General features: G+C 60.6%; 25 protein-coding genes and 5 pseudogenes. 11 read left to right on the top strand and 19 right to left on the bottom strand.

What is annotated here, in order from left to right; genetic code table 11:
* Positions 1-28 precede the first annotated feature (28 nt).
* Positions 29-460, top strand: a complete 432-nt coding sequence (locus IZV00_RS20585) for a hypothetical protein (protein WP_017501681.1) — start codon at positions 29-31, stop codon at positions 458-460.
* 984 nt (positions 461-1,444) lie between these two features.
* Positions 1,445-2,548: a replication initiator protein A gene (locus tag IZV00_RS20580; protein ID WP_004213366.1), complete on the top strand. Its 1,104-nt coding sequence runs from the start codon at positions 1,445-1,447 to the stop codon at positions 2,546-2,548.
* A 44-nt stretch (positions 2,549-2,592) separates the two neighbouring features.
* Here the strand turns inward: IZV00_RS20580 and IZV00_RS20575 are convergent, their stop codons facing one another.
* The 3 genes and pseudogenes from IZV00_RS20575 to IZV00_RS20565 all read right to left on the bottom strand — a co-directional run bounded on the left by IZV00_RS20575 (position 2,593) and on the right by IZV00_RS20565 (position 4,265).
* Entirely contained in the window at positions 2,593-2,877 is a 285-nt protein-coding gene (locus IZV00_RS20575) for a ribbon-helix-helix domain-containing protein (RefSeq protein ID WP_017501683.1), read from the bottom strand.
* Positions 2,877-3,512: a nucleotide-binding protein gene (locus IZV00_RS20570; RefSeq protein WP_017501684.1), complete on the bottom strand. Its 636-nt coding sequence runs from the start codon at positions 3,510-3,512 to the stop codon at positions 2,877-2,879. Before IZV00_RS20570 ends, IZV00_RS20575 begins: the two co-directional genes overlap by 1 nt.
* Before the next feature lie 121 nt (positions 3,513-3,633).
* Positions 3,634-4,265, bottom strand: a pseudogene (locus IZV00_RS20565) (transcription elongation protein SprT).
* A gap of 415 nt (positions 4,266-4,680) precedes the next feature.
* Between IZV00_RS20565 and IZV00_RS20560 the strand changes: the two are divergent.
* From IZV00_RS20560 to IZV00_RS20550, 3 genes are read left to right on the top strand one after another with little or no spacing between them, the layout of a single operon-like run.
* On the top strand, positions 4,681-4,962 hold the full coding sequence (locus IZV00_RS20560; protein WP_017501687.1) for a type II toxin-antitoxin system RelB/DinJ family antitoxin: 282 nt from the start codon (positions 4,681-4,683) through the stop codon (positions 4,960-4,962).
* Positions 4,931-5,251, top strand: a complete 321-nt coding sequence (locus IZV00_RS20555) for a type II toxin-antitoxin system YafQ family toxin (RefSeq protein ID WP_026109291.1) — start codon at positions 4,931-4,933, stop codon at positions 5,249-5,251. The genes IZV00_RS20560 and IZV00_RS20555 overlap by 32 nt, the downstream gene beginning before the upstream one ends.
* A gap of 2 nt (positions 5,252-5,253) precedes the next feature.
* Positions 5,254-5,874, top strand: a complete 621-nt coding sequence (locus tag IZV00_RS20550; protein ID WP_017501689.1) for a histidine phosphatase family protein — start codon at positions 5,254-5,256, stop codon at positions 5,872-5,874.
* A 33-nt stretch (positions 5,875-5,907) separates the two neighbouring features.
* Here IZV00_RS20550 and IZV00_RS20545 read toward each other — a convergent pair whose 3' ends face one another.
* The 7 genes and pseudogenes from IZV00_RS20545 to IZV00_RS21580 form a co-directional block, all read right to left on the bottom strand.
* Positions 5,908-6,453, bottom strand: coding sequence for a recombinase family protein (locus tag IZV00_RS20545; RefSeq protein ID WP_038292857.1), 546 nt, complete (start codon positions 6,451-6,453; stop codon positions 5,908-5,910).
* A 707-nt stretch (positions 6,454-7,160) separates the two neighbouring features.
* A complete protein-coding gene (locus tag IZV00_RS20540) occupies positions 7,161-7,814 on the bottom strand; it encodes a phospholipase A (RefSeq protein ID WP_082594594.1) in 654 nt (217 codons plus the stop codon).
* Positions 7,777-8,643 (bottom strand): recombinase family protein, encoded by an 867-nt coding sequence (locus tag IZV00_RS20535; protein WP_006961816.1) that lies wholly within the window; start codon positions 8,641-8,643, stop codon positions 7,777-7,779. The genes IZV00_RS20540 and IZV00_RS20535 overlap by 38 nt, the downstream gene beginning before the upstream one ends.
* Before the next feature lie 142 nt (positions 8,644-8,785).
* A complete protein-coding gene (locus IZV00_RS20530) occupies positions 8,786-11,695 on the bottom strand; it encodes a Tn3 family transposase (protein WP_006961814.1) in 2,910 nt (969 codons plus the stop codon).
* Between the two features lie 109 nt (positions 11,696-11,804).
* Positions 11,805-12,107 (bottom strand): annotated as a pseudogene (locus IZV00_RS20525) (recombinase family protein); the annotation flags it as partial.
* A gap of 29 nt (positions 12,108-12,136) precedes the next feature.
* Positions 12,137-13,669, bottom strand: a pseudogene (locus IZV00_RS20520) (Tn3 family transposase); the annotation flags it as partial.
* A gap of 3 nt (positions 13,670-13,672) precedes the next feature.
* Positions 13,673-13,879: pseudogene (locus IZV00_RS21580) on the bottom strand (DUF4158 domain-containing protein); the annotation flags it as partial.
* 125 nt (positions 13,880-14,004) lie between these two features.
* On the opposite strand from IZV00_RS21580, the pseudogene IZV00_RS20515 reads away from it, so the two are divergent.
* A pseudogene (locus IZV00_RS20515) lies at positions 14,005-14,292 on the top strand (recombinase family protein); the annotation flags it as partial.
* A 53-nt stretch (positions 14,293-14,345) separates the two neighbouring features.
* On the opposite strand, the gene IZV00_RS20510 reads toward IZV00_RS20515, so the two are convergent.
* The gene (locus IZV00_RS20510) at positions 14,346-15,110 is read right to left on the bottom strand and encodes an IS6-like element IS6100 family transposase (protein WP_001389365.1); all 765 of its coding nucleotides are present in this window, start codon (positions 15,108-15,110) and stop codon (positions 14,346-14,348) included.
* A 200-nt stretch (positions 15,111-15,310) separates the two neighbouring features.
* Between IZV00_RS20510 and IZV00_RS20505 the strand changes: the two genes are divergently transcribed.
* The 3 genes from IZV00_RS20505 to IZV00_RS20490 all read left to right on the top strand — a co-directional run bounded on the left by IZV00_RS20505 (position 15,311) and on the right by IZV00_RS20490 (position 20,812).
* Positions 15,311-17,371 carry a TonB-dependent receptor gene (locus IZV00_RS20505; protein ID WP_196227725.1) on the top strand — a complete coding sequence of 687 codons (2,061 nt, stop codon included), beginning with the start codon at positions 15,311-15,313 and terminating at the stop codon, positions 17,369-17,371.
* A gap of 362 nt (positions 17,372-17,733) precedes the next feature.
* Positions 17,734-19,749, top strand: a complete 2,016-nt coding sequence (locus tag IZV00_RS20495) for a hypothetical protein (protein ID WP_230463541.1) — start codon at positions 17,734-17,736, stop codon at positions 19,747-19,749.
* Between the two features lie 298 nt (positions 19,750-20,047).
* Positions 20,048-20,812, top strand: coding sequence for an IS6-like element IS6100 family transposase (locus tag IZV00_RS20490; protein WP_001389365.1), 765 nt, complete (start codon positions 20,048-20,050; stop codon positions 20,810-20,812).
* 18 nt (positions 20,813-20,830) lie between these two features.
* On the opposite strand, the gene IZV00_RS20485 is transcribed toward IZV00_RS20490, so the two are convergent.
* The 4 genes from IZV00_RS20485 to IZV00_RS20470 form a co-directional block, all read right to left on the bottom strand.
* Positions 20,831-21,103: a helix-turn-helix transcriptional regulator gene (locus tag IZV00_RS20485; RefSeq protein ID WP_196227724.1), complete on the bottom strand. Its 273-nt coding sequence runs from the start codon at positions 21,101-21,103 to the stop codon at positions 20,831-20,833.
* Between the two features lie 108 nt (positions 21,104-21,211).
* Positions 21,212-21,526: a single-stranded DNA-binding protein gene (locus tag IZV00_RS20480; protein WP_196227723.1), complete on the bottom strand. Its 315-nt coding sequence runs from the start codon at positions 21,524-21,526 to the stop codon at positions 21,212-21,214.
* A 393-nt stretch (positions 21,527-21,919) separates the two neighbouring features.
* Positions 21,920-22,624 carry a recombinase family protein gene (locus tag IZV00_RS20475; RefSeq protein WP_409593017.1) on the bottom strand — a complete coding sequence of 235 codons (705 nt, stop codon included), beginning with the start codon at positions 22,622-22,624 and terminating at the stop codon, positions 21,920-21,922.
* Positions 22,608-23,321 (bottom strand): sigma factor-like helix-turn-helix DNA-binding protein, encoded by a 714-nt coding sequence (locus IZV00_RS20470; RefSeq protein ID WP_196227722.1) that lies wholly within the window; start codon positions 23,319-23,321, stop codon positions 22,608-22,610. Before IZV00_RS20470 ends, IZV00_RS20475 begins: the two co-directional genes overlap by 17 nt.
* Positions 23,322-23,473: 152 nt before the next feature.
* Between IZV00_RS20470 and IZV00_RS20465 the strand changes: the two genes are divergently transcribed.
* On the top strand, positions 23,474-23,731 hold the full coding sequence (locus IZV00_RS20465) for a helix-turn-helix domain-containing protein (protein WP_013054029.1): 258 nt from the start codon (positions 23,474-23,476) through the stop codon (positions 23,729-23,731).
* A 32-nt stretch (positions 23,732-23,763) separates the two neighbouring features.
* A complete protein-coding gene (locus IZV00_RS20460; protein WP_230463539.1) occupies positions 23,764-24,024 on the top strand; it encodes a hypothetical protein in 261 nt (86 codons plus the stop codon).
* On the opposite strand, the gene IZV00_RS20455 is transcribed toward IZV00_RS20460, so the two are convergent.
* From IZV00_RS20455 to IZV00_RS20440, 4 genes are all read right to left on the bottom strand, one after another.
* Positions 24,021-24,281, bottom strand: coding sequence for a hypothetical protein (locus IZV00_RS20455; RefSeq protein WP_021225591.1), 261 nt, complete (start codon positions 24,279-24,281; stop codon positions 24,021-24,023). The two genes, IZV00_RS20460 and IZV00_RS20455, sit on opposite strands and share 4 nt — an antisense overlap.
* Positions 24,282-24,343: 62 nt before the next feature.
* On the bottom strand, positions 24,344-24,565 hold the full coding sequence (locus IZV00_RS20450; RefSeq protein WP_004213291.1) for a hypothetical protein: 222 nt from the start codon (positions 24,563-24,565) through the stop codon (positions 24,344-24,346).
* A gap of 297 nt (positions 24,566-24,862) precedes the next feature.
* Positions 24,863-25,180, bottom strand: coding sequence for a hypothetical protein (locus tag IZV00_RS20445; protein WP_020819825.1), 318 nt, complete (start codon positions 25,178-25,180; stop codon positions 24,863-24,865).
* A 221-nt stretch (positions 25,181-25,401) separates the two neighbouring features.
* Positions 25,402-25,680 carry a hypothetical protein gene (locus IZV00_RS20440; RefSeq protein WP_021225590.1) on the bottom strand — a complete coding sequence of 93 codons (279 nt, stop codon included), beginning with the start codon at positions 25,678-25,680 and terminating at the stop codon, positions 25,402-25,404.
* Positions 25,681-25,696 lie beyond the last annotated feature (16 nt).

Genomic DNA, 25,696 nt, shown 5'->3' with positions numbered 1-25,696 from the left:
ACTGCCGCCAAGGGCGGAAGGATAGAATATGGACCAACGCGTCATTGATCTTTGGGACCGGCTCATGGCCTATGGAGAGAGCGGTTCCGCACCTCTTCCGGCGATCCGCGACGAAGTGTTGGAGCTGCACGAAGCGATCACCGATGAGGAAAGCCGGCTCGGCCTCATGCGGATATTCAATCTCGTCTGCGATCTTGTGGCGGTGCATCTCCAAGAGACGAACGGCGATCTTGAAGCCTTCGCCCAGCACCGGCAGGGCCAGATATGGATGTTCCTGCGCGCGGAATGTCTTGTCGATGGCGCGTTGGACCGGAGCCGGCTGCGATATGTGACATGGCGCGAAGTCCAGGCCGGCCGCATGACCGAGGATGATCCGCTGCGCCGCTACGCATTGGGCGATGACTCCGCCTTTGATGAGCTGATGGCCGCGCCGACGCCACCGAAGCGGACGCGCCACTAGGCGCGAATGTATAGGCGTATACAAATATACATGTTCGCCGTCTGTTCGCCCTTGGCGTTGTTTAGCGGACTTTCCGCGCCCTGCCCTGCCGGCTCTTGGCGTAGGATTCCGCCCTCTCCCGCAGCAATGTTCGGGGCCAAATCCGTGAAATCGTTGCCTGGCGCACAAACCTTGAGGCTCGCCGTTTCGATCCCCGACCTCGCGAGGATCTAGCTTTCCAGAAATCGGCCGCATGGGAAGCCCGTAGAGCGCCATTGCCGCTTGGACCCTCCCCGGCCTGCCAAACGTCCAGAATGAAGCCCAGCGGCCCGGAAATCGCCCCTGCTGCGACGTTTCCGCCTCCCCTGCCCTCTCGGCTCGATCACCGCCCTATCCGCCTGGCTTTCCTGGAAAGCCAATTGCGACGGTGCCGCTGGCGCTGTGGTGTCGATAGAAGCGGGGCGTTTAAACGATCCTCAATCTAGCAAAAAGCGTGCCGGCGAAGCCGGCTCATCATGGGGATGCCGGGTGGGAGGATCGCAAAGCGATCCGGGGCGGCCGAAGGCCGCGAGCCGGCGGGGGCGAAGCCCCCAAGAGGCGGCGCTTTTCTTCCCTCTGACCGGTGCCGGTAGCGCGGCGCGAGTGGATCATGCTGCCTCTGTCCCGAAAATCAGGACAAGTTGTTCGATCTGGCGGGACGCTGGTGGGTGAAACCACGATGATCCGGCGTCGAGTGGGCGCTGCGGTTAAAGTTATCCACAGGTCGGCCTAGTGTTAATATATGGGTTAAAGAGTCGTGTTACGGGATTTTGGCGGTTTCATAAGCAACTGAAAATATTAGAATAATCGGGCGTTTTTTTGCCCTCGGCGTCAACGGAACCCCGAATCTGGTGACTCCAGAACCCCGAATCTGCGTCAACGAAACCCCGAATCGCGATCACCCGTCAATGAAACCCCGAACTTTTCCGTTGCGTCAATGAAACCCCGAATCTACGGTGCGCGTCAATGAAACCCCGAATCGAGCCTGACCGTCAACGAAACCCCGAACTCCCGCTTGCCGTCAATGAAACCCCGAACGGCGCGGAGGGACGCCCTCCCCTGCTGCCTGTTCGCTACCCCGATCCCGATCTGTTCATTTGCGATGTTCTCGACGCCATCCCCAAGGATGACATGGCCTCGATGGAGCATCCGATTTTCTCGCTCGCGACCAAGCCCGATCGGCGCGTGTTCCGCTATGAGCATAACGGCAACAAGCTCGAAATCGTCCCCAGCGTCAAAGGGCTGGCGACGATCCACGACAAGGATATTCTGATCTACTGCATCTCCCAGCTCATCGGGAAGATGAACCAGGGGGAGCGACCGAGCCGCACCTTGCACCTCACTGCTCGCGATCTACTGGTGTGGACCAACCGGCAAACCGATGGCGACGGCTATGACCGGCTGCGGAGCGCGTTCGAGCGGCTGTCGGGGACGCGGATCACCACGAATATCAAGGCCGATGGCGAGGAAATCACCGAAGGTTTCGGCCTCATCAATGAATGGCGGATCGTGCGGCAAACCCGCTCCGGCCAAATGTCGGAAATCAAGGTCACGCTATCCGACTGGCTGTTCAAGATGGTTGAGGGGCGCAGCGTCCTGACGCTCCATCGCGACTATTTCCGCCTCCGCAAGCCGCTCGAACGGCGTATCTACGAGCTGGCGCGCAAGCATTGCGGCGCGCAGGAAAAATGGTCGATCTCGGTCGAAACGCTACAGAAAAAGACCGGCGCGAGTAGCCATTTGCGCGTGTTCCGCTCGATGCTGCGCGATCTCGTCGCGCACGATCATCTGCCCGACTATGCCGTGGAAATGAACGGCGATACGGTCACGTTCCGCAATCGCGAGGCTCTGGATACGGTCGAGGCGATCGAGGCGGAACCCGAGCGGCCCTATATCGACCCCGAAGGCTTCCACGACGCCAAGAGCGTTGCGCCTGGCTATGACGTTTACGCGCTCTATGACCAATGGGTGTCATGGTGGATCGACAGCGGGCGGCCGGAACTGAAAAGCCCCCGCGCCGCCTTCATCGGCTTCTGTCGCAACAAGCACAAGACTGCCCCCTTGCGCTAGTATAGGTGTATAGATGTATAGGTGTATAATTGTATACATCTATACTAGCCGGCGATGCGCCCCCTTCCCTTCTTCACAAACAGGTCGTCCAGCGCCTCGCCCAGCAGGCTTTGAACGGTCGTCCCTTCCTCGGCCGCGATAATGCGAAGCTGCGTGCTGACCTCGGGAGGGAAATGCCCGCCAATCAGCTTGGTCCCCTGTCGGCCGCTCGGCGGGGCCTTGCGGGTCACGTCTACCGGCTCGATCGCCGACGCTGGGGCCGGGGCCGCGTCTCCGTCCGCCTTGGCGCGGTTCAGCACCGCTTGCAGACTGTTTCCGCCCTTCGCCATCACGCCACCTCCGCCTGATTGTATAGGCGTATATTTGTATACTCGTATAGTCGGCGGATTTCGTCGGCCGCTGGCCCATGCGGCTCGAACTCCTGCACGGCCCGGCCTGCGGCTTGGGCGCGGAAAAAGGCTTTGCGGTTGCCGATCGTCACCGGGCAAACCGTCGCGCCTAGCTCCGCCACGGCCTGAATCGCATCGCCAGTTTCCTGACCTTGCGGGGGCACGAAGGTAAGGACCACGGCAAAGGCGCGGTCGAGCTGGCGCACCACGTCGAGGGTGTGCGTCATGCTCATCGTGTCGAACACGGCCGTCTTAGTCGGGATCAGGATGAAATCAGCGTGACGCGCTGCCTCATAGGCCACGTCGCGCGCGACCGCCGCCCCGTCGATCACGACAAGATCGGTGCCGGCGTCCTCGCAGGCTTTGAGCATAGCGGGCAGGCGCACCGGCTGAATCGACGCCACGGCGGGCGTGTCGAGCTGGCGCACGTCCTTCCAGAACGAGGCCGTCGCCTGCGGGTCCAGGTCGATGATCGCGGCGACCTTGCCCGCCTGCTCGGCCGCGACTGCCAGACAGGTCGCGAGCGTCGTTTTCCCAACGCCGCCTTTCTGTGAGAGAATGGCGAGAACCTTCATGCTACACTCCTACACGTATAATCCTATACTTGTATACACAATAGACCGGGAGGGGAAGCCCTGTCGTTCCCGAAATGACGATAGGGAGGCGCTGAATCTGAAATGACGAAAGCGCGCCGCATCATTCCTCCGGTTCGGCGTCGTCATCGTCCAGCGGCTCATGCTCCATCTGGCCGTGATCCTCGATCGGGCAAAGCGGCGCTCCGGCCTGCTCAAGCCATTTGCGCGCGGTCCTCACGGTATAGCCGCACGTCGCGCACTCGCATTTGAGCATCCGGGTTTTCTGCTTCTTGGGCGCGGTCGACTCCCCGTCCGTGTCGAGACGGGCATGGGGGAGGGGGCCAACGCACTCCAGGATCGGCGCGATGGCCGCAAGGAACGCCTCGCCGGGGGTGGTGGCGCGCATCGGCCCGACCAGCCCCAGCCCAAGGGCGACCCGTTAAACGTCTTCCCATGCCCTGCCGGGATGCCGACAGCGGCATGGACCAGCTCATGCGCGAGGATGGCTGCGATCTGCGCCGGCATCGCGTCGGGCGCGTGCGCCAGGTCCGGGCGGATGAAGATTTCAAAATGCCCGTCCGCGCTCAACCGATTATCCCAGCACTCGCCAATCGCCTTGGCCTTCGCGCCTCTGCTGGTGAAGCCGATCGCCACGCGCACGCGGTCGGGCAGGGGGGCGTCCAGCACCTCGAACAGCGGGGCCATGCCCGCCGCCACCGCATTGAGCCAGCTTTCGCGGGTTTCGTGGGTCATCGTCCTTACTCCCTTCAAATCGCCTGTTCGGCGATGGCCATGCCATCGGCCGGAACACGGACGCCCAAGAACGCCGGCGAGAGAGGGGGGCAGCGGGATTCGATGGGGGTGGTGCGGCCGCAGCGCAGCGAGGCACGGCCCCGTCTAATCCCGTTGCGGGGGAGAGGCGGCCGGGACCGCCTTTCCCCCTTCAAACAGGATCGACGCCGGCGCACGCCGGCACCATGAAGCGAGACCCGCTTGCGATCTCGCCCCCGCCATGTGGGTCGTCACCTTGGGCCAAGACCGCTTGCGGGCTTGGGGAACGAAGCGAGTAGGGCCACGGTGCCGCGCCAGCGGCAGGCGCCGCCCCCTAGCCTGGATTGAAATTGTTGCTCAACTGAGCTACATTATCGGCTTGACTAAGGAGGTTCCAATGGCCGCTACCGCTTTCGTGCGCGCGCGCATCGACGAAACATTGAAGGATGAAGCCGCCGCCGTGCTGGCCGAGCTGGGGCTGACCGTCTCGGATGTGGTCCGCATGACCCTCACGCGGGTCGCCAAGGATCATGCGTTGCCGTTCGAGCTGAAGGTGCCGAACGCCGAGACGCGCGCCGCGATCGAGGCGTCCCGCGCGACGATGAAGGCTCGCCGCGCCCGTTTCACCGATGCCCAGGAAATGTTCGATGCCCTCGACCAAGAAGCCCGCCAGCAGTAAGCGGGCGGCGTTCCCAAGAGAGGCGTCCTACGAAAAAAGGTTCGTCAAGGATTGGGAGCGGCTGTCGCGCAGCGGGCGCTACAACATGAAACAGCTCAAGGAGGCGATGATGATGCTCATCGCCAACGACGCGCCGTTAGGCCCGGAATGGCTGGATCATCCGCTGAAAGGCGATTGGAGCGATCATCGCGAGTGCCATATCGGCGGCGATTTCCTGCTGATCTATACGATTGAGGGGAATCTGGTGAACTTCGTGCGCGCCGGCACTCATGCGGAACTGTTTGAATAGCCATGCGCGTAATCTTCATTCGCCACGGCGAATCTACCGGCAACGCCGGCGTGCCCTGCCACGATCTCGGCGCGATCGAGCTGACGGAGCTGGGCCAGGAACAGGCACGCGAAGTCGCGGCGAGCTGGATAGAAGCGCCCGCGCTCATCGTCACGTCGCCCTATACCCGCACGCAGCAGACGGCTGCGCCAACGATCGCGCGCTTTCCCGGCGTGCCGGTGGAAGTGTGGCCGATAGAGGAGTTCACCTATCTGCAACCGGCGCGCTGGAACGGCACGCGCAGCGCGGAGCGGATGCCGCACCTCGAACGCTATTGGAGCGCGGCCGATCCTGATTATTGCGACGGGGAAGGGGCGGAGAGCTTCGCCACCCTGCTCCGGCGCTGCGAGGCCGCGCTGGCGCGGCTCGCCGCCATGCCGCCCGCCTCGCTGGTCTATGTGTTCGGGCATGGGCAGTTCATCCAGGCCGCGCGCGCGATCGTGGCCGACGCTCATCTTGACGATCAGGCAAAGATGCGCGCCTTCTGGCGCAAGGGCGAGCCGCCAGCGATCAGCAACGCGCAGCGGGTAGGATTCCGCTGGCATGGCAGGCGCTGGGAATGTGCGCCGGCGATCGCCGCCTAAATCAACGCCAGAGAGGGCGGGGGGCGTCGCTCATCACCCCTGTAGCCGCGAAATCGTCGCTTGGCTGACGTTGAACAGCGCCGCGACCGATCGCTGGGTGTCGCCTGCGTCGAGCTTGCGCCGCGCCTCGGCCTGCTGGTGCGGGGTGAGGGCGCTCTTGCGGCCGAACTTGACCCCGCGCGCCTTGGCCTGGGCGCGGCCAGCGCTGGTGCGCTCGGCGATCCGCTGGCGCTCGTAGCTGGCCGCGACGCCTAGAACGGCAATCACAACTTCGGCGAGCTGCGAGGTCGTGTCCACCATCGGTTCGGCGATCGAGCGGAAGCCGGCCCCGGCCTCCTTTACCGCATGGAGGATGTTCAAGAGGTCGCGCGTGTTGCGGGCGAGGCGATCGGTCGCCGTCACCATCAGCACGTCGCCGGGATCGAGCGCGCCGATCGCGCGCTTGAGCTGGGGCCGCTCGGCCGACGCGCCGCTGATCTTCTCGCGGTAGATCTTCGCGCAGCCCGCCGCCTCAAGCTGGGCGAGCTGCTGGGCCAAATCTTGGCCGTTGGTGGAGACGCGCGCATAGCCGTAAATCATGGCGCGATTCTGCATCAGATTTTTGCATCAGGGAAGGGCACGGAAAAGCGCGGCTTTTGGTTTGATGCGAAACTTTTGACTTCGCACCAGAGCTTTTCCTGTGTGCCCTTTGGCGGGATAACCGAACACACCAGCATTGCTGTCGCTCGCTTAGTTCACGCAGACAGGCACCCTAATCGTATTCATTGGGCCTCCACCTGCGCTCGCTATATGACGAGTTTGCCAGACGGTACGGGTACACTTGCCCTTTTTACGGTTTTTGCTCGTCGGTTGTTCTCGAGGCGGGGGCGCTGAATTGGCTTGGCTATTCGCCGGTTCGCGTGGGGGACAGATACCTTGCCTTTCCATGATTTCGCGATGGCGCCTTCCCTGCTCACCGGCCCAGGCATCGGCCTTGGTTTTCCCTTCAGCCAGAAACCGCCGCTTGTATTCCGCCGTGAGGCGCGCCTTGTCTGCTGCGGGAATAGACGAGGAGGAGCAGCGAGGGATTTCTTCAGCGGATACAGGCAGCGACCAAAGCAAGACTGCCATAGTAGTGGCAGCAATAAAAATACGTAACATGGCAATCTCCCGATCATCTCATGAATTCTCAAACAGACTCTTACGCCGTTGGCCTTCCGATGATGCATAAATCACTTTTGCATCAGGGTAAGGGGACGTCCAACGCCGGGCCCGCTACCTTACGATAGATTCTGCCCGGTTCCGGATTAGCGGACGATAGCGACCCCAAGCCGCAGTCGTGTCGCCTTGCGGTCATAATCGAGCAGATTTTCGCCATAGCCAGCAAAGGCTTGGCCGAAGACATAGACGTTGAGGTTGGTGTCAACGATCTTGTCCAGCGGATAGGAAAGCTCAGCGTCTATTGCGCCCTTGCCCGACGAGAAATTAATGCGGCTGTTGGTAGTCAGTCGCAGCCCGTCGTCACGGCCAAACTCCGCGAACAAGGACGTGTGGCCGCGATAGCGTTTCACATCCGGATTGTCTTCAAGGTCACCGACATAGAAGGAGTAGCGCGGGCCCAGCGACAGCTTGTAGTCTCCGATCGGTATCGTCGCCACAGGCTGGACATAGAGGGTGTTGAGGCTGCGCGACGCCAACCCATCGCGGCCGTTGGACTCATGGCGCAGCCCCGCCTGTCCGCCGAACGCCAATGTGCCCTTCGATACGGCCGGTAGCAGGTAGAAAAGTTCGGGCATGAAATCGATGTTACGGAAGGGCGAAGAATCCCCGCCCAGATCCCAGAACAGGCGCTGGGTATAGGGCCCAGTCGGCCCGAAGCTGCGATTTTGGCCATGTTGAAGAACAAAGATTGAACATGGCGATCTACCAGGCTCGCTCTTGTCCTCCAATCTCGTAAACATCGGTCTCGATCGAGCACCTGTAGCTCTCTGCGATGTTGAACATCTCTGTCTGGAGAGATGCGATCTCATCATCGAGGCTGACGCCATCGGCACCCTGATCATAGGCGACGGTCAGCGTGTAATCGCAGTTCCCGGTCTTTTGCATCTGGTAATCCCGCTCCAGCATCGCCTCAATGCGCTCGCGAGCGGGCTTTCTGCCACGACCATGCTTGTTGAAGTTCTCGATGGTCAGATGCAGGGCGATGGTGACAGAAGGCGGCTTTTCCGGCAGCCCGATCCTTGAAGGAATGACGTCAAGCGCCCGATAGACGGTCATTCTTGAGATCTTGAGGTCGCGCGCGACGCTGGCCTTGCTCGCGCCGGCGGTGATCCGGCGTCGGATTTCATCGTCATCGATGTTTTTCTTCCGGCCTTTGTAGACGCCTTCGGCGCGCGCCGCCTCGATCCCGGCGCGCTGCCGGTCCTTGATGAACGTCAGTTCCATGTCCGCGACCATGCCCAGAATGGTGATCACCATCCGCCCCATGCTTCCGGCCGTCGTCACCTCCGGCTCAAGCACCCGCAATGAGGCTCCCTTCTGGTCGAGTTCATGAACCAGATTGAGAACATCGCGTGTGGAGCGACCGAGCCGATCGAGACGCAGGACGACGAGTTCGTCATCGGCGCGCAGGAACTGCATGATCGTCTCAAGCTCCGTGCGTCCAGTGCGCGATGCGCCCGAGCCTGTTTCGGAGCGGAGGATTTCACAGCCCGCTGCCTTCAACCGGGCAACCTGGATGTCGAGATCCTGGTCGATGGTGCTGACGCGGGCGTAGCCGACGCGGGTCATGGGCAAATCCGTCACATTAGGGTGGCTTTGCCCTCGTACAGTAACATTGGTGACGGAACCACCCTTTTGTGACATGTCGTATATGTCACTTCCGATCGTCACGTTCGGGTGCACCCAAATGGTGCGAGCGGAAAGGCCCCGGTCAGGCAGCAAGCCGCCCAAAATCGATCCGGCTATTCAGATCGAGGTCGAAGCGGCCATAAGGATTGACGTGGCTGTAAATCAGCGGTGTGAGGCCGCGATAATCATCCGGCGTCATCCGGCCCGTCCATTTCGGTTCCACCAGCACGCTCTGAAGCATTCGGGTGTTCACATAGACAAGCGACGCTTGCAGCAAATGTAGCGCCAGGACCGAGAGCTGCTGCTCATCGATGCGGTTAGTGGCGATCTCGCCGCCCTTGCCGAAGAAAACGAACCCATTGGCACTGTTCCAGTTTTCAACGACATTCAGGCCTTCATGAATTTCGCGGCGGAAGGACTCCTCGCGCAGATACCGGCACAGGAAGATCGTCTTGACCGCGCGGCCCAGCTCACTCAACGCCTTGTAGGTCGGGTGCATCACCTCGGAGCGGCTAAACCGGCGCAGGATCGCCTCCGGGTCGGCGGTTTTTGTCTGCATCGCGGCTGCATATTTGACCATCTCGTCATATTGCTGCTCGATCTCATCCCAGTTGATCGGACTGGAGAGGATCGGCTGCAAGTGGGGAAGCCGCGTTCGCATGCCGACATCGGGAAGAGCCAGCTTCTGGCGAGCGATCGCTTTCAGGCGGGGTGCAAGCTCAAATCCGAGAAGCCGGCAAAATGCAAAGCCAACCGCGCTTTGGCCATGACTATCAACATATTGTCGCTGGATTTCCATGTCGGTGCAATGGCGCAGCACGCCCTCGATCATGGAGGCGACCTCGGAGGAAGAGCAGCGCTTGAGCTGGGAATAGACGCATGTCGCGCGTCGTTCGACATGCCAGTAGATCATGACGCCCCGTCCACCATAACGCGCATGCCATTCCGTCATCAGGTTGCGATCCCAGGCTCCGAACTTTGTGGAATCTGACGCACAGGCCGTGCCGGCGTCCCCCCAGACTGCAGCATTGCGGATTGCCAGGGTCGCATTCGCAACCCTGGCACACGCCTCCTTGAGCGCCGCGGCATGAACGAAGCGGCGATGGACATGCAGCAGCTCTTCATAGCTGACATCGGGGGTGGCGCCGGCGATCCGCTTGAGCCCGGCATTCGTTCCCAGGCCGTAGAGGCATAGCAGGAGACGTTGATCCAGCGCGGTTTTCGGCAGTGCAACACGCGAGGCCGATGTTTCGAACGCTTCGAGAAGTCCCGTATCAAGGGCAGCCTCCTTCAGTACGTCGAGCAGCCCGGTCATCGGCCAGCGTTGGCCGATCTCGGTCTTGATCGAGGCGAGACCCCTGGGTTCGGGCAAGGGTTTGAACGGGGTGAGAGATATACGGTTCTCGCCGCGCCACAGCAGCCGAACCTTGTCGTTCCGGGGAATATTGGCATTGAGGAGCAACAGTTCCTGAGCAAGCTCTTCCCGGATGGCGCTTGAAAATGCACGCGCATCCGCCGTCAGGTTCAATCCTGTGTAATATGCTTCTCGCCGCGCATCGAAGTCCTTGGGAAGATCGTCATCGGGATTGCGGTATCGGTCCGCCCCGACAACCCAGATTTCCTTAGAACGGATGCGATCGCGCAGTTGCGCGAGGACACAAAGCTCATAACTGATCCGGTTTACGCGCCCCTCTTCATCAATGACGGAACTGCGCCATCTCGCCGGAATGACCTCGTCGACCGGCACTGCGTGCGGCGGCACGTAGCGGCATCCATCATCCACTTTGCTTCTGATCCAGTCCAGGGCCGCCAGCACCGGACGCCACACGGCGTTGTTCGACCGGAACTCCAGTGCCGAAAGCAGGCTTGGCAGCATACGGCGATAATGATTGGCCCATGACCTCCGCATCACCTTGTAGATCCGCCGATCCAAGGCGCCCTTTGCCTGGCTTTCCTTGATGATCGCCGCCAGTTTGTCCTTGCCGGCGATTGGGAAAATGACATCGCAGATGCGCCCGGATGGATCGTCGATCGAAGCGCTGGCAATCTCGACCAGGAGTCGCTCCTTGCCATAGACCCGCTCGATGTCTTTCGCGATATCGCCCACCACCTTGCGTTTCGAGCGCGATCCGATCTTATGGACCGTCTCGATCAGCAGGTCGACCATCGCATCCGTAAGCTGAGCTTCCCGCGCCATCAGATAAACGGCATAGAGCCCGAGCTGGCGCGCCGGTACATGCCGGCGCATCTCCGAGGCTTTCTCGCCGGCAACCCGGCGAACGATCTGATCGACCCATGCCTTGCCCGTGACCGATAGGAAATCTCGGGGAAGAGCAAGCCGTTGGATAAAGGCGAGTTTGGCGGTCACGCCAAGAATGTTTTCGAGCGTCGCCTGACCTGCATCCCCCTTCATCGTGTTGAAGCCGGTCGGGCCATCGGGATCGGCGAGCGAGGCTTCCAGCAAGGCGACCGCATCCGGCGCAAGCCGATCGCGGACTCGGGCCAACAGGGCCTCCAGATAGAGGTGTCGTTGCGAACGGACGAGGCGTTCCAGCTCCTTGCGCGACGGCCCATAGATACGGCGGTCGCGGCACCACAGGAAAACATGCTCGAGCATGGCATTGATCGGCTGCCCGCCCGCACAAAGATCGTCGGAAATCCACCTCGACAACGCCCTGCGATCCGTCTGCGTCATACGGCGGAACCCGAGATGCCGCAAAATCTCCGCGCAATGCCGGCGGGCGGTGCGCCCGGAAAAATCATAGTGGTTCACGGATTTGGCATCGAGACCAAGTTGCTCCGCCAGATACAAGACACCGTCGGAGGGTATCGACGCATGATCCGGCACAAAGAAGCCATGCCCGGCGAAAAATCTAAGCTGAACCGCCAATCCCAGTCGTGCCGTCTCCGCTTTGCCGGTCACGAACGCGATGTCCGAAAAACTCAGGCTCCAGGAGCCGATCAGATCCCCACTCGAAACGCCAAGGCTCATAACGCCGCTCCCTTATCGGAGCGGAACGTCGTTCCTCGCATGGGCGATCGTCAACAACAACCAGCCCGTTCCCGACGTGTTCTCCAAGATGACCAAAATCGCAGCTTCGGGCCGACTGGGCCGAGAAGGACAGGCTTTCCTTCTCAAACTCGATCCGGATACCTCGCTTGGTGAGGCCCTGGACCAGCTTGCGCAGGTCATCCAGATTGCGGGCCAACCGATCCATGCTGTGGACGACGACGGTATCGCCTTCGCGGGCGAAAGTGAGCAGAGCCTCAAGGTGGGGGCGGTTGACGTCCTTGCCCGATGCCTTGTCGGTGAAGGTCCGATCGAGCGACTGACCTTCCAATTGGCGATCCACATTCTGATCGAACGTGCTGACCCGGACATAGCCGATCCGTTGCCCCTTCACTGGGGGCGTTTGCGGGAGGGGGCGGAATCCTACGCTAAGGATTTTGGCCAGCGATATTCCCCGGTTAGATTGATGTGTTCCCATCCCAACGGCGAGACGTGGGCGAGTAGATCAGGCGCGATATGGGTACCGCTGGCGGCCCGGGTATTGACGACCTCGCCGAGCTTCATGGTGTTCCAGAATATGATGATGGCGGCGAGCAGGTTCATTCCGGCGATGCGATAGTGCTGGCCTTCGCCGGATCGATCCCGGATTTCACCTCGGCGGTGGAAGCTGATGGCGCGCTTTAGGGCGTGGTGGGCCTCACCCTTGTTGAGGCCGATCTGAGCCTGGCGCTGGAGGCCGGCATCAAGAATCCAGTCGATCATGAACAGGGTTCGCTCGATGCGGCCCACCTCTCGCAATGCGAGGGCCAGCTCATTCTGGCGCGGGTAAGAGGCGAGCTTGCGAAGAATCTGGCTGGGGGCGACGATCCCCGCTGCGATCGTCGCCATGATGCGCAGGATGTCGGGCCAGTTGCGCTCGATGAGCGGTTCATTGATCTTACCTCCGACCAGCGCTCGCACATTGGCCGGCGTCGCGTTGGGCGTGAAGGCATAGAGTCTTTTCTGAGGGAGATCGCGGATACGGGGGGCGAACCTGTAGCCGAGCAAGGCGCAGGCGGCGAACACATGATCGGTGAAGCCGCCCGTGTCGGCAAAATGCTGGCGAACGCGGCGGCCCGCGTCATTCATGAGCAGCCCGTCCAGGATATAGGGAGCCTCGCTGACCGTTGCCGGGATCACCTGGGTTGCGAACGGCGCATATTGATCGGACACATGGCTGTATCCCTTGAGGCCCGGGACGTTGCCATATTTCGCGTTGATCAGATTCATCGCCTCGCCCTGCTCGGTAGCAAGGAAGAACTGCCCGTCGCTGGATGCCGATTGCCCTTGTCCCCAGAAGGCGGCCATGGGCAGGGCGGCGTGGGCCTCCACGATCATGGCGAGCGCCCGATCATAGGCGCTGCCTTCGACATGCCAGCGCGCGATCCGCAGCAATTCCCAGAAGCTGTGCGTGTTGGTCGCCGCCGCCATCTTGCGCAAACCGAGATTGACGCCTTCCGCCAGCAACACGTTCATCAGGCCGATCCGGTCGCTGCAGGGCGCGCCGGTGCGCAGATGCGTGAACGCCTCGGAAAATCCGGTTCGCTCATCGACTTCCAGCAACAGATCGGTGATCCTCGCGGGCGGGAGCTGTTGATAGAGATCGAGCACGAGATCCTCGGCCCCTTCGGGCGTGTCGGCCCTCAGCTTGTCGATGTGCAGCTTGCCGTTCTCGATGATGCCGCCTGGGATCGTGCCGGTTCGCGCCGCGCGGCCAAACTCCTTCAGCCGTGTATCCAGTCGAGCCCTGCGCTCGGCCAGCCATTCGCCGGGTCGCAGCGGCACGGCGAGCCGCGCGGTCTGCTCTATCGCCTGTGGCGGGACCAGAAGCTGCTTGAGGTCGCCATAGCGGCGCGATCCCGCCAACCATATGTCACCGGACCGGAAGGCGTCGCGGATGTGGAACAGCGCCGGGATCAACTCGCCAGGAGCGAGCACCCGGCCCGGGTAGCGCAGGACGCACAGTTGCAGCGCGAAGCCAAAACGATTGTGGGCGCGCCGGCGCTGGCGGATATGCCCGAGATCCTCATCGCTGAGGGTATAGTGCCGCAGCAGCTCACCTTGATCGACCGGCAAGTGAAGCAGCGCCTCGCGCTGTCGATCGGTCAGGGTCACGCGACGCGGCATACATGCTCCTTATTCTTTCCGAGCTACGGTTTGAGATAGCTTGATTGAGATGCTGGTTAAGATACACAATAGCCCAATCTTATGTGCTCATGTTCGTCACCGCCTCAAACCTTCGTTTGTGATCCATGCTGATCGGCTACGCCCGCGTGTCCAAAGCCGACGGCTCGCAGTCGCTCGACCTGCAGCACGATGCCCTTCGCGCTGCCGGTGTCGAGCCAGGCAATATCTATGATGATCGTGCATCCGGTAGCCGTGATGATCGCCCCGGTCTTGCCGCCTGCCTGAAATCGTTGCGCGACGGCGATGTCCTCATCGTTTGGAAGCTCGACCGGCTCGGCCGAACGCTCACCCACCTGGTCAGCACGGTGCAGAATCTGTCGGATCGCGGTATCGGTCTGCGGGTGCTCACCGGGGCTCTGTTGCAAAGATTGGCGGCAGTCAGAGGTAGGCTGTCGCTCTGCGCCGATCAGGCGGCTGCTGCGAAATGGTGGTTGAGCATGCCCATGGCCTCCGTCAGCGCCGAGGGCCCAATGCCAAAAGCTCTCTCCACAAGGCGCACCTCGCCCCTGATGCCGGGCTGCAGGCACCAGGGGCGAGCCTGTCCTTTGCGCAGGGCTCGCATGACTTCGAATCCCTTGATCGTGGCATAGGCCGTGGGGATCGATTTGAAACCGCGCACCGGCTTGATCAGTATCTTGAGCTTTCCGTGATCGGCCTCGATCACGTTATTGAGATACTTCACCTGCCGGTGGGCCGTCTCCCGGTCCAGCTTTCCTTCGCGCTTCAATTCGGTGATCGCTGCACCATAGCTCGGCGCTTTGTCGGTATTGAGCGTGGCAGGCTTTTCCCAGTGCTTCAGGCCTCGCAGGGCCTTGCCCAGGAACCGCTTCGCTGCCTTGGCGCTGCGGGTCGGCGACAGGTAGAAATCGATCGTGTCGCCCCGCTTGTCGACTGCCCGGTACAGGTAGGTCCACTTGCCCCGCACCTTGACGTAGGTTTCATCCAGGCGCCAGCTCGGATCAAAGCCACGCCGCCAGAACCAGCGCAGCCGCTTCTCCATCTCCGGGGCGTAGCACTGGACCCAGCGATAGATCGTCGTATGGTCGACCGAAATGCCGCGTTCCGCCAGCATTTCCTCAAGGTCGCGATAGCTGATCGGATAGCGACAATACCAGCGCACCGCCCACAGGATCACATCACCCTGGAAATGGCGCCACTTGAAATCCGTCATCGTTCCGTCCGTCCAATCTCCGCCAAGCATGCTCAAGCTTCACGATTTTTGCAACAGAGCCCGATTGACTATATCCTCAGTGCGGCTAGTGTGTATGGAAACACTGGGAGGATGATATGAATTTTTGGGGTGTGTCGAGCGGCGCGTTTATACTTTTCTCATGTGCGCTGGCAGCGTCTGGTGCAGGGGCTCAGACTCCCGTGGCTGCGGGTGCCGGCGCAACCGAGCCCGGGTCGGCCGCGTCAGAGCCTCAGGCCCCGCCGTCGAGTGGCGGCAATGACGGCTCCGACATCGTCGTGACCGCGCTGAGGCGCAGCGTCAGCGTTCAGGATATTCCCGCTTCGATCACCGCCGTGAGTGGCGACACCCTTCTCAGCCGGGGCGTCACTGATACCATAGCCCTGGCCAATGTGATTCCTGGATTGGTGTTCGTCCCCACCTTCGGCAACACCATTGTGACTATCCGCGGCGTCGGCTCGACCCTTTTTGCTGGTTCGTCCGAACCGACGGTCGCGATCTATTCGGATGGCGCCTATTTGCCCCGGCCTTTCATGGGAACCCTGCGCGCGGTCAACTTCATCTCCGCTAGCCCAACCAAGACGTGGACGGGGCGCATCGACGCTATTGTAGGAGGCCGCAATCAGGTCGGTATAAGCGGGTTTGTCTCAGGGCCACTCTCCGATGGCGTGCAGATCAGGCTCAGCGGCGGACGTGAGAAGCAGGATGGCCCGGTCGAAAACATCCTCAGGCCCCTTAACGTGGTGGAGCGTATTGGCGGCGGAACGGACGCCAAATATGGCCGTGTCGCGCTGCGCCTGACACCTACGTCTAGCCTGACGGTGGACCTGTCGCTCCGCTATGATGAGGACAATGCGGCCAAGACCGACCAGAGCCCGGTTGGGCCGATCAGCCTCGGGGTCGAAGGGGTGGATTGGACGAATGAGCCTTGGAAGACGATCTCGAATCGCCCGCACAGTGCGGTAAACAAGCTGCTCATCGGCCAGGCAGGCGTGACGTGGGAGGCGTCCGATGCGATCACCGTCAAGTCTCTGACGAACTATATCCTTGGGAAGACGCGGGGCGCCAACGACGACGATGGCACCGCATTTCCCTACCTCTATACGGCGATTTACCCGCGTCGATCCGAATCGATAAGCCAGGAGTTCAACCTGTTCGGAAATTTCGATAAATTTAATTTCATCCTCGGGGCCTTCTATTACCACGAGGAATATAAGAGTGTTATAGATGTCATCATCGAGAATCCGGATCCGGCGGCGGTCCTGACGCAAAATCTTGGCCAGCAAGCCAAAGTGGACAATTTTGCGGCATACTTCGACGCGACCTATTCGTTCACGGACGCCTTGAGGCTGAATGTGGGTATGCGCCTCAATTACGACAAGAATGAGTATGAGTCGATTTCGGGCCTTGAACCCCTCATCCCTACGGTAGCAGTCGCGGGCGGCACCATCAAAAAAACCAAGTTGCTCCCAAAGGTTGCCCTTCAATATGATTTCACGCCAGAAATCCAGAGCTACATCCAGTGGAGCCGCGGCTACAAGGGCGGCGGCGGCAACGTGCCGGCAAGCGATGGCTCCGCGCCGGCTTTTGGACCGGAGACGCTCGATTCCTACGAGCTTGGCGTGAAGTCCCGCCTGCTCAACGGCAAACTGACTGCTAACTTCGCGGCCTTCTACTATGACTATTCGGGCCTGCAGGTCGAAAAGCTGGTTCCCCCGAACGACTTCCTCACGGACAATGCGCAAGCGAAGGCGTATGGCGCCGAACTTGAGATCCGATACAGCCCAGTCCCCGACCTCACCTTCACCCTTGCGCCCACATACGTGCACACGGAGTTCACGGAGTTCACCTCGACGGAGCCGCTGACGCTCGTCCCCTACGATCTCGCTGGAAAGACGTTGAATTTCGCGCCGAAGTGGACCGTTAACGCGAGTGCATCCAAGCGTTTCGATCTTGGCGGAGAACTGTTGAACGAGCTAGAACTCACCGCAAGTGCGCGGCACAATTCGACCGTCGTCTTCTCCTACTTCAACCTCGACGCCCTTGACCGACAACGGCCTTACACCGTGGTTGACCTAAACGCGACGATCTCCGATGTGGACAGGAAAACCACGCTGTCGCTGTTCGTCAACAATTTGGGCAACAAGGCATACAAGACTCTTACGGGTAATCTCGGGTTTGGATATATCGGTCACTGGGGTGCCCCCAGGACGTGGGGCGCGCGCCTCAGCCGCTCCTTCTGATCCGAGCGAGCGCCATGCGGGCAGGGTCGTTCGGATGAGCGATCCTGCAAGCTCAAATCAGTTAGATGTTTGATCGCGGGGTTTGATGGTAAAACACCCACAGAGGTGGGTCGGGAAATTTGACCAGCGGGATGAGTGGGTCGCCGGCCTGACGACAGCCATGGTGGTGGCGGCACAGGAGGCCAGATGAGTAAGCGACCCCGCCGGAATCGCCGTCTGGCGTTCAAGGCGAGGGTTGCATCGTCGCCCGCAGGTACGCGCGCGACCTGGAAGATTACCTCGGACGCCCCTTTTCGCGGTGAAGCGGCGCGCGCAACCCGTATCTGTCCCAGTATATTCAGTTTAGCATCAAGGATCCTCATATGCATCGCTCGGGCATCGAACTCATCAACCTGTACTGGGAAGAAGTCTGGAACAACGGGAACCTGGAACTGATCCGCGAAATCTGTGCGAGTCCTATCGTCCGGCACGACGCTAATGAGGTTACGAGCCTCACGCACGATCAGCAGATCGCGCGCGTCGCGGCGCAGCGGACAAGGCTTCCCTTCTTCACCCATGAGGTGCTGGTCGCCGACGAGCATCATGTCTGCTCAGTCTGGAACATGACGATCCGGGAGGGGGGTGAGTTGAGGACGCGCCAAGCAAAGGAGAGAAAGATGTTGCGGATGTTAAGCGAAGCGCATGGGAATGTTGTTCTTGCCGATGATTTGCCCGCCAAACCGGTCGGCGTCATGAAGCCGGGCATGGTCGAGATCGGGGCGGCGACGCACGATAGAGCATCGCGGCGTTCACCGACGATCCGCACCACAGAGGCTCTTTCGCGCCTGACTGCGGTGACAGCCACCAAGATTCGGAGGCTCGCGGTCGTTGCCCCGCTCGGCCTAGCCTGTCTGTGTAGCGGATGGCCGGCGTCTTCCCAGGTCGTCATTGGTCCCGGCGATCGCCCCGAAACCGGGCTTCAGGGCCAAACCACGATCGAAGACGTGGTGAGCGGCCGGTCCAAACTTCCTTATCATGCTGGCGTTCGCCTCGTCGGTCGCACGGACATCTGGAACCGCGGCGGCAATATACAGCTCTCATGGGTCGATCAATGTGCCTATGTATCCACCGTCAAGCAGACAGGCCCGGCAACCGCCAACAGCCGATCTGCCTTGTTCCTCCGCGAGCCAGCGGGCGTCGCGGTTATCGACGTAAGGGACCCCCGGGCTCCAAAGCCCGTGCGCTTGCTGCGGGACCGGGGCTCGATCGATGCGGTAGAGACGATGCACGCGATTGCGGCACCAGGTCGCAAAGTTCTCGTCGCCGGCGCCTACTCGGGAGGAATTGCTGGCCGGGGCGAGGAGGACGCAGCTTGGCTCAGCATCTACGATGCCTCGAACTGCCTGAATCCCAAATTGCAGAGCGAGTTCAAGTGGCCCGCCAACATCCACTCGGTGACAATCTCTCCCAACGGTCGTCGCGTCTACGGTACAGAACTCGCGCCCGGACTCGGTTCGGGGAAGGGTGGCGTGCATGTGCTCGACATCAGCAACATGAAGCGCCCCCGCTATCTCGGCCGCTTCGGCGTCACGCGACCCAATGGATTGACGGCTGGGTTCACGCCACATGAAGTGTCGATCAGCCGTGATGAGCGGCGGATCTACGCGGCTGTCTTCGCCTCCGAAACCGGGGACGTGCCTGTGGAGAACGGCAGCGTCTACATTCTCGATAACAGCGACATCGTCGATGGGCGCTCTCAACCGAAGATGAGGCTCGTCGGCGAAGCCAAGCAAGGCGGTATGCATTCTGTCGTGCCCGCGTCGATCAACGGAGTTCCATACCTGGTGGGTGCGGCCGAACTGGGCGCCTGTCCTGGAACATGGCCGCGGATCATCAATATCGCGGACGAGAAGAATCCAAAGGTCGTCGGCGAGTTCAAGCTGCAAATGAATATCAAGGAGAACTGCGACGCGATACGATTTACTCCTCGGAAGGAGGATCCCTATGCGAGCTTCAACATCCCAGACATCACCGAGCGCCTCGGCGCGGTTGCCTCGCATTACAACGATGTCGACGATGCAAGGAACACGAGGCTTGGTCTGTTCCCCTTCTTCGCTGGCGGAGTGAGGATCGTTGATTTGCGCGATCCTACAAAGCCGGTTGAAGTCGGCTACTATAAGCCGGGTGCGAATCCCGATACCCCGCTAAGTGGCAACGGGCTAAGCTGGATAAACTGGAGGACAGGGTTGAACGACCAGGTAAGCGACGGGTGTGCGTCGCATGTACGCTATGTTCCCGAGTCCGGGCACATCTGGTTCGCCTGCGTCACGACCGGTTTCCACGTTGTCGAACTGAATCCGGACCTTCGCGCTCGCCTCGGCTTCCCGACCGTGAAGTGATAACCTGTGTCGGCCGCTGGCGGCTCGGCTTGAGGGCTGTCGGCGGGGGGTAGATGACGGAGCCCCTTTCGTCGCGGCGAGGCGCAAAACAGTGCGGGAGGCTTGTTCGCGCTCGCCGCGATCATGGCTGGGCGCGTTCTCCGCCTCCCGCCGCACATTGCTGGACCGAGCAACTTGAGCGACCGATCAGGCAATGAGCCAAGGGTCGCTCCAAGGGAGAAGAACATGCGTTACGAAGGCTCTGTTGCAAAAATCGTGAAGCTTGAGCATGCTTGGCGGAGATTGGACGGACGGAACGATGACGGATTTCAAGTGGCGCCATTTCCAGGGTGATGTGATCCTGTGGGCGGTGCGCTGGTATTGTCGCTATCCGATCAGCTATCGCGACCTTGAGGAAATGCTGGCGGAACGCGGCATTTCGGTCGACCATACGACGATCTATCGCTGGGTCCAGTGCTACGCCCCGGAGATGGAGAAGCGGCTGCGCTGGTTCTGGCGGCGTGGCTTTGATCCGAGCTGGCGCCTGGATGAAACCTACGTCAAGGTGCGGGGCAAGTGGACCTACCTGTACCGGGCAGTCGACAAGCGGGGCGACACGATCGATTTCTACCTGTCGCCGACCCGCAGCGCCAAGGCAGCGAAGCGGTTCCTGGGCAAGGCCCTGCGAGGCCTGAAGCACTGGGAAAAGCCTGCCACGCTCAATACCGACAAAGCGCCGAGCTATGGTGCAGCGATCACCGAATTGAAGCGCGAAGGAAAGCTGGACCGGGAGACGGCCCACCGGCAGGTGAAGTATCTCAATAACGTGATCGAGGCCGATCACGGAAAGCTCAAGATACTGATCAAGCCGGTGCGCGGTTTCAAATCGATCCCCACGGCCTATGCCACGATCAAGGGATTCGAAGTCATGCGAGCCCTGCGCAAAGGACAGGCTCGCCCCTGGTGCCTGCAGCCCGGCATCAGGGGCGAGGTGCGCCTTGTGGAGAGAGCTTTTGGCATTGGGCCCTCGGCGCTGACGGAGGCCATGGGCATGCTCAACCACCATTTCGCAGCAGCCGCCTGATCGGCGCAGAGCGACAGCCTACCTCTGACTGCCGCCAATCTTTGCAACAGAGCCCTCGCCACGATCGGAGCCGATCAACTTAGGGAAAGGCTGCTCCCTAAAGATGTTCGGCACTTGGGTTTGCAACGCGCGCGACATTCGCAACGCCGTTAGCAGGGTTGCATCCTGTCGACCGTTCTCAATGGCCGCGATTGTCTCAGGCGAGACAAGAATCTGTGCCGCAAGCTCGGCTTGCGTAAGTCCAGCTGCGGCCCGTAAGCTCGCAACACGATTGAACAATTTGGCAGCCACAAAAAGCCTCGCAAAATTAAACCCTAATCATATTAGGGTTAGCATAGGCTTGTGTCCACAAAAAAGGGCGGCCCTGCGGGCCGCCCGTCTTTTGGCGATGGGGCTGGGCTATTCAGCCCCGCCCCGCGCCAGAATACCCATGCCCTCCGCGATCAGGTCCACAGTGTAGCGGGTTTCACCGTTGCTCTCGTAACTGCTCTGGCGCATCCGCCCGGTGATATGCACCAGGTCGCCCTTGCCCAGCTCGCCAGCGCGTTCCGCCAACTGGCGGAAAAACGTCACGCGGTTCCAAAGCGTGTCGGTTTTCCATTCATCGCCATCCTTGCGATTATAGTTCGCAGCGACGGAAACGTGTGTGACCTTATCGGTCTGATCGACGCTGCCAACGCGCCCGATGATCCGAAATTCAGCGATGTTCTGCATGGTAGTCTCCTTTGGATAAGCGTTGCTGACGGATTTTTGGCGGCGAAGCTGAGCGACGCGGGCAAGTTGAAAATGGGAGGGTCCACTTGTGGAAACCCAAGGCCGAAGGCCGGTTTTCTGCTTGCCCGCATTAGTGGCGATGCGCAGTTCGTATCCGGCAGACAGTAACGCCCAAAGGAAGCGTGCCAAGTAGATGCAGCAATTCGTGCTGACGGTGGTGGCAGCTGCCACCGGCCTTGGTCCTCCCCTCGTCGCTGCCCTCGATCTGCAATGCTGAATATGGAAACTACAGCTGTATGGCCGTTGATCGTTTGAGAGTTGGCATTTCGCTTGCACGGCAAAAGGGTGGCCGGTGGCAGCTGCCACCGGCTGCGATCATGATAGTTTGAGCGATCAGCGTTTCCGCTCATGGTGCTTTTTCGCGGCGCTGGGTTCCTGCTTTGGCTCCTGGGATGTTCGATGCGCGGCCCACGCTCTTTTGACGGTGCTGCGGTCGCATTCGGCAAGTTCGGCTGTTTGGGAGATGCTCTTTCCCGCCTCACGCAATGCGACAATGCGAGCGTGCTTTGCATGATCGCCTTTACGGCCTCCGCTGCGCCCCTCCACTTTCGCCAAGGCAATCCCCTGGCGCTGGCGTTCGCGGCGATCGGTGTAGTCATCATGCGCCATCTGCAGAGCGATCTTCAATAGCATGTCTTGAACAGATTCGAGCACGATGCGGGCGATGCCTTCGGCATCGGCCGCGAGATCGGATAGGTCCACCACGCCGGGAACAGCAATGCGTGCGCCACGCGCGCGGATTGTCTCAACCAGCTGCTCGGCCTCGGGCAGCGGTAGGCGGCTGATCCGATCAATCTTCTCCGCAATGACGACTTCGCCGGGTTGAAGATCGGCAATCATGCGCAGCAGCTCGGGGCGATCAGCTCGCGCACCCGATGCCTTCTCTCGATAGACAGCCGCGACATAGTAACCCGCTGCCTTCGCGTCGGTCACAATGGAGTCCTGGCGGCGCAAGTCCTGCGCGTCGGTGCTGACGCGCAAATAGACGCGCGCGATCTTCGGGGCCGGGGGAGGGGCGTTCTCACTCGGCAATGTCAGGCCCCTCGGGTCGTGTGGCGTGAAGCTTCGCAATCTCTGCGGCCGCTTCTGCAATCTCAATTCCACACTGCTGCGCTCTTGCCCGCGAACGGTCGATCTCTGTATTGCGCGGAATGATCGTCCGCGCGAGCCATCCTCGTCCTTCAAGCGCGTTTACGCGCTGCGCAAGATAAGCTGCTTCATCATTCAATTGCTGATGGCGTTCCTCTGCCTTGCGTAGTCGGCGTTCCCAAGCATTCTTGCGAGCATTCGCGCGCCGCCTTTCGTCCCGCTCTAGGCGATGTTGCCTTTTGGTTGCTAGGTCGAGCGCCTTCTGAATTTCCCGACGCTCTCTAGCCTGATCTTCGTCAGCGACCGTTTTTTCTCGCTGCTGCGCCAAGCGGTCCAAGGCAGCATGATCGTCGATACCGACATTTTTACACACCCATCGCATTTTCCGATAAGCCTTCGCCTCAATCAGCGAAATCCGGCTATCTGACAAACCGATAATGTCTCCGATCGCCTTGAGGGTGAAGGCGTGGGATTGGCCAAGCCCAATCCGCAATCCGACGACTTGTTGCTCCTGAGGCGTGAGGGTCGCGATCAGGCGATCAACGATTTGCCGGTCTGTGATCGACCCTTCCCAACCGGCCTTTGCAATTTTTGCGGCAAATAGCTCCACCGGAGATTGCACCGCACCACCTTGATTTTTCCTCATACGCGAATGCCTTCGCTCAATGCATATGGCGCGTAACCTATACCATCTGCGCTAGGCGCGAAAGCCATGGCGCAATTAGTTGCTTGAGCAACCCTATTGCGCCATGCTGCCTGTGCCGACATTCTGCGCCTAGCGAGAAGGACGCGAACACGATGCCAACCATATACCTGAAACGAACATCGCCGTTGATGACCCAGCTCGGGGCCAACATTGCGCGCGAACTAAAGAAGCTAGGCATAACTCAAGGGGAGTTGTCCGAACGCTCGGGCGTTGCGGCGTCGCATATTTCATACATGGTTCGGGGACAAGGCAATCCCACGCTTGATACCTTGGAGAGCCTTGCCGGTGTTTTCAGATTATCGGTTGTCGAATTATTGGCAGAGGATAGCATTTCAGACGATCAGTCCTGAAAGGCTGTCGCTTTTTTTGATTGGAATGATCTATGTCCAGTAACCCGCCCCCCGAATTTGACCGTCTGCCACAAGATGCGCCACTGGTGCGGGCAATGGGTGGAGCGCTCTCGATCTTTGCCACCCTGCTTGCGCGCCAAGGCATTGTCGAGACGGAAGAGGTCGCAAACTTGCTGGGTATCTATGCGGTCGCGACAAGCGAAGTCGATAATGAAGAGGGCATGATTTTGGGATGCTGGGCAGCTATGATCCGCGACGTAGCGGAGCAACAGCGCAAAGCTGCTCGCGGCTAACCCTGGCGCGTATGGCGCCCCCCGTGCGTCGCCTCGATCTGCTGGGCCAGCTCGGCCAGGTGATCGGAATCAAGTAGATCCTCTGCGGCAAGATCGACCGCGAAAAACTCGCGTTCGCTGGGAGGTGCTCGATCGGCAGCGAAAGCGGCCAGATAGGGCCGCGCCTCGACCGTGGCGATCCAGCGCCAGAAAGCATTGCCCTGGCCGAATACACCGCTCTCGAACATATCCAACCGTGCTTGTGCGAAGTCGATCAATTTGCGCCTCCTGACAATCGGGCGGTTCGGCAAAAAAAGGGAGGCCGAAGCCTCCCTTTGTCTTACTGGAACAGTTTGATGAAAGCGGGCGCAAGGCCGATGACTGCGAGGACGAAACCGACGCTGCCGATGACCCAAGTTTGTGCCGTCAGCTTGCTTTCGATTCCCTTGTTCGCCTCCTGAACCTTCACGGCGATATACTCCTCAATAGCCTCTACAACTTCCGCTGCGGCGTCGTCGGACAGATTAGCCGCTTTCAGTGCTCTAAACAATTTGATGTGCATCCGGTTCTCCTTCTCGTTGGTGACGGGAGACACCCGGCATGGGCACCGGCGCCGGCTGTCAGGGACCGCGAAGCGGCCGCGTCAGCGGGCGGTGGGGGAGCCGATTTGCGCAGCAAATTGGGGGAACCGCCGATCCTTGAAAGCTGGCGCGCACCCATGCCAAAATGCCTCGACACACAGAGAGAAGAGATTGCGGGGGGCGGGGTTCGATGCCCCGCCCCCCGCTCCATGTAGCACCGAGATCATCGGTTTTGCCCAACGGGCGAAAAGGGGCGGGCCATGCCCGCCCCTCCGGCGTCAGCCGGACTGACCGCGCTTCGCCTTGGCCTCAAGGACAAGGGCGACAAGCTGCGGGTCGAAACACTCGCCGCGCTCAATGTTGCGGATGCCGGGACCGTCCAGCACATCATTGATGCGATCCGCAATGATCTGCGCCAGCTCGTCGGACACAGCCTCAATGTCGGCGCTCGTTTTGCCGATGAACATCGGATCTTTCGGCCACATGCTTTCGGCCTCAAAATGGTCCTTATCGTTGACCGCATTTCTCAGGGCGTCGATCGCAGCATTTCCAAGCGCGCGCTCGAAAGCCAGCTGGGCGAACAGACGATGAGACATAACAACCTCCTTGTTGCCGGAATTGGCAAGGCCAAGGGGAGGGTCGCGCCGGGTCGGGTCAGGGACCGCGAAGCGGCCGCGCTAGCGGGCGGTGGGGGAGCCGATTTGCGTAGCAAATTGGGGGGACCGCCGATCCTTGATGCGGCCTGGTGCGTCCCTCATGCTAGGAAGACACTGACGGGGGGATTTAACAAATCAACGCCTGCCCGAAGGGCAGACCGCTACCTTGGGGCTTCCCTCGCCCGCACCATGGCGCTGTATTCCAGCAGTGCTTGCCGGACATTCTCATCATCGGTGACGGTAAGGGCATGGCTGGTTGCGGACGCATGATCCGTCCGCATTTCAAGCCACGAGATACGCGCTGCATCTGGCTTCTGACGGTCCTGTTCCAGTGCGATTTGTTCGCTGTAACCGGCGATCACGTCATTGATCGCCTCAAGCGCTGCCTCATAGGCAATGGCCTGATCTTGCGTCCACAAGGGTTCTTTGGGGGCGTCCATAGTCACAGGTCGATTT

Source organism: Sphingobium sp. Cam5-1 (assembly GCF_015693305.1).
Classification (GTDB): Bacteria; Pseudomonadota; Alphaproteobacteria; order Sphingomonadales; family Sphingomonadaceae; genus Sphingobium.
Note: the sequence above shows the minus strand (reverse complement) of the source record. Positions and strands in the feature narration are given on the sequence as shown.

Excerpts from the sequence above, each read along its gene's own strand:
- IZV00_RS20570 (WP_017501684.1), bottom strand. The coding sequence starts at position 3,512 with ATGAAGGTTCTCGCCATTCTCTCACAGAAAGGCGGCGTTGGGAAAACG.
- IZV00_RS20560 (WP_017501687.1), top strand. The coding sequence starts at position 4,681 with ATGGCCGCTACCGCTTTCGTGCGCGCGCGCATCGACGAAACATTGAAG.
- IZV00_RS20545 (WP_038292857.1), bottom strand. The coding sequence starts at position 6,453 with ATGATTTACGGCTATGCGCGCGTCTCCACCAACGGCCAAGATTTGGCC.
- IZV00_RS20535 (WP_006961816.1), bottom strand. The coding sequence starts at position 8,643 with ATGACCCGCGTCGGCTACGCCCGCGTCAGCACCATCGACCAGGATCTC.
- IZV00_RS20495 (WP_230463541.1), top strand. The coding sequence starts at position 17,734 with ATGCATCGCTCGGGCATCGAACTCATCAACCTGTACTGGGAAGAAGTC.
- IZV00_RS20445 (WP_020819825.1), bottom strand. The coding sequence starts at position 25,180 with ATGTCTCATCGTCTGTTCGCCCAGCTGGCTTTCGAGCGCGCGCTTGGA.
- IZV00_RS20470 (WP_196227722.1), bottom strand. The coding sequence starts at position 23,321 with ATGAGGAAAAATCAAGGTGGTGCGGTGCAATCTCCGGTGGAGCTATTT.
- IZV00_RS20450 (WP_004213291.1), bottom strand. The coding sequence starts at position 24,565 with ATGCACATCAAATTGTTTAGAGCACTGAAAGCGGCTAATCTGTCCGAC.
- IZV00_RS20440 (WP_021225590.1), bottom strand. The coding sequence starts at position 25,680 with ATGGACGCCCCCAAAGAACCCTTGTGGACGCAAGATCAGGCCATTGCC.
- IZV00_RS20575 (WP_017501683.1), bottom strand. The coding sequence starts at position 2,877 with ATGGCGAAGGGCGGAAACAGTCTGCAAGCGGTGCTGAACCGCGCCAAG.
- IZV00_RS20530 (WP_006961814.1), bottom strand. The coding sequence starts at position 11,695 with ATGAGCCTTGGCGTTTCGAGTGGGGATCTGATCGGCTCCTGGAGCCTG.
- IZV00_RS20540 (WP_082594594.1), bottom strand. The coding sequence starts at position 7,814 with ATGTTTACGAGATTGGAGGACAAGAGCGAGCCTGGTAGATCGCCATGT.
- IZV00_RS20550 (WP_017501689.1), top strand. The coding sequence starts at position 5,254 with ATGCGCGTAATCTTCATTCGCCACGGCGAATCTACCGGCAACGCCGGC.
- IZV00_RS20510 (WP_001389365.1), bottom strand. The coding sequence starts at position 15,110 with ATGACGGATTTCAAGTGGCGCCATTTCCAGGGTGATGTGATCCTGTGG.
- IZV00_RS20555 (WP_026109291.1), top strand. The coding sequence starts at position 4,931 with ATGCCCTCGACCAAGAAGCCCGCCAGCAGTAAGCGGGCGGCGTTCCCA.
- IZV00_RS20585 (WP_017501681.1), top strand. The coding sequence starts at position 29 with ATGGACCAACGCGTCATTGATCTTTGGGACCGGCTCATGGCCTATGGA.
- IZV00_RS20480 (WP_196227723.1), bottom strand. The coding sequence starts at position 21,526 with ATGCAGAACATCGCTGAATTTCGGATCATCGGGCGCGTTGGCAGCGTC.
- IZV00_RS20460 (WP_230463539.1), top strand. The coding sequence starts at position 23,764 with ATGTCCAGTAACCCGCCCCCCGAATTTGACCGTCTGCCACAAGATGCG.
- IZV00_RS20490 (WP_001389365.1), top strand. The coding sequence starts at position 20,048 with ATGACGGATTTCAAGTGGCGCCATTTCCAGGGTGATGTGATCCTGTGG.
- IZV00_RS20580 (WP_004213366.1), top strand. The coding sequence starts at position 1,445 with ATGAAACCCCGAATCGAGCCTGACCGTCAACGAAACCCCGAACTCCCG.
- IZV00_RS20465 (WP_013054029.1), top strand. The coding sequence starts at position 23,474 with ATGCCAACCATATACCTGAAACGAACATCGCCGTTGATGACCCAGCTC.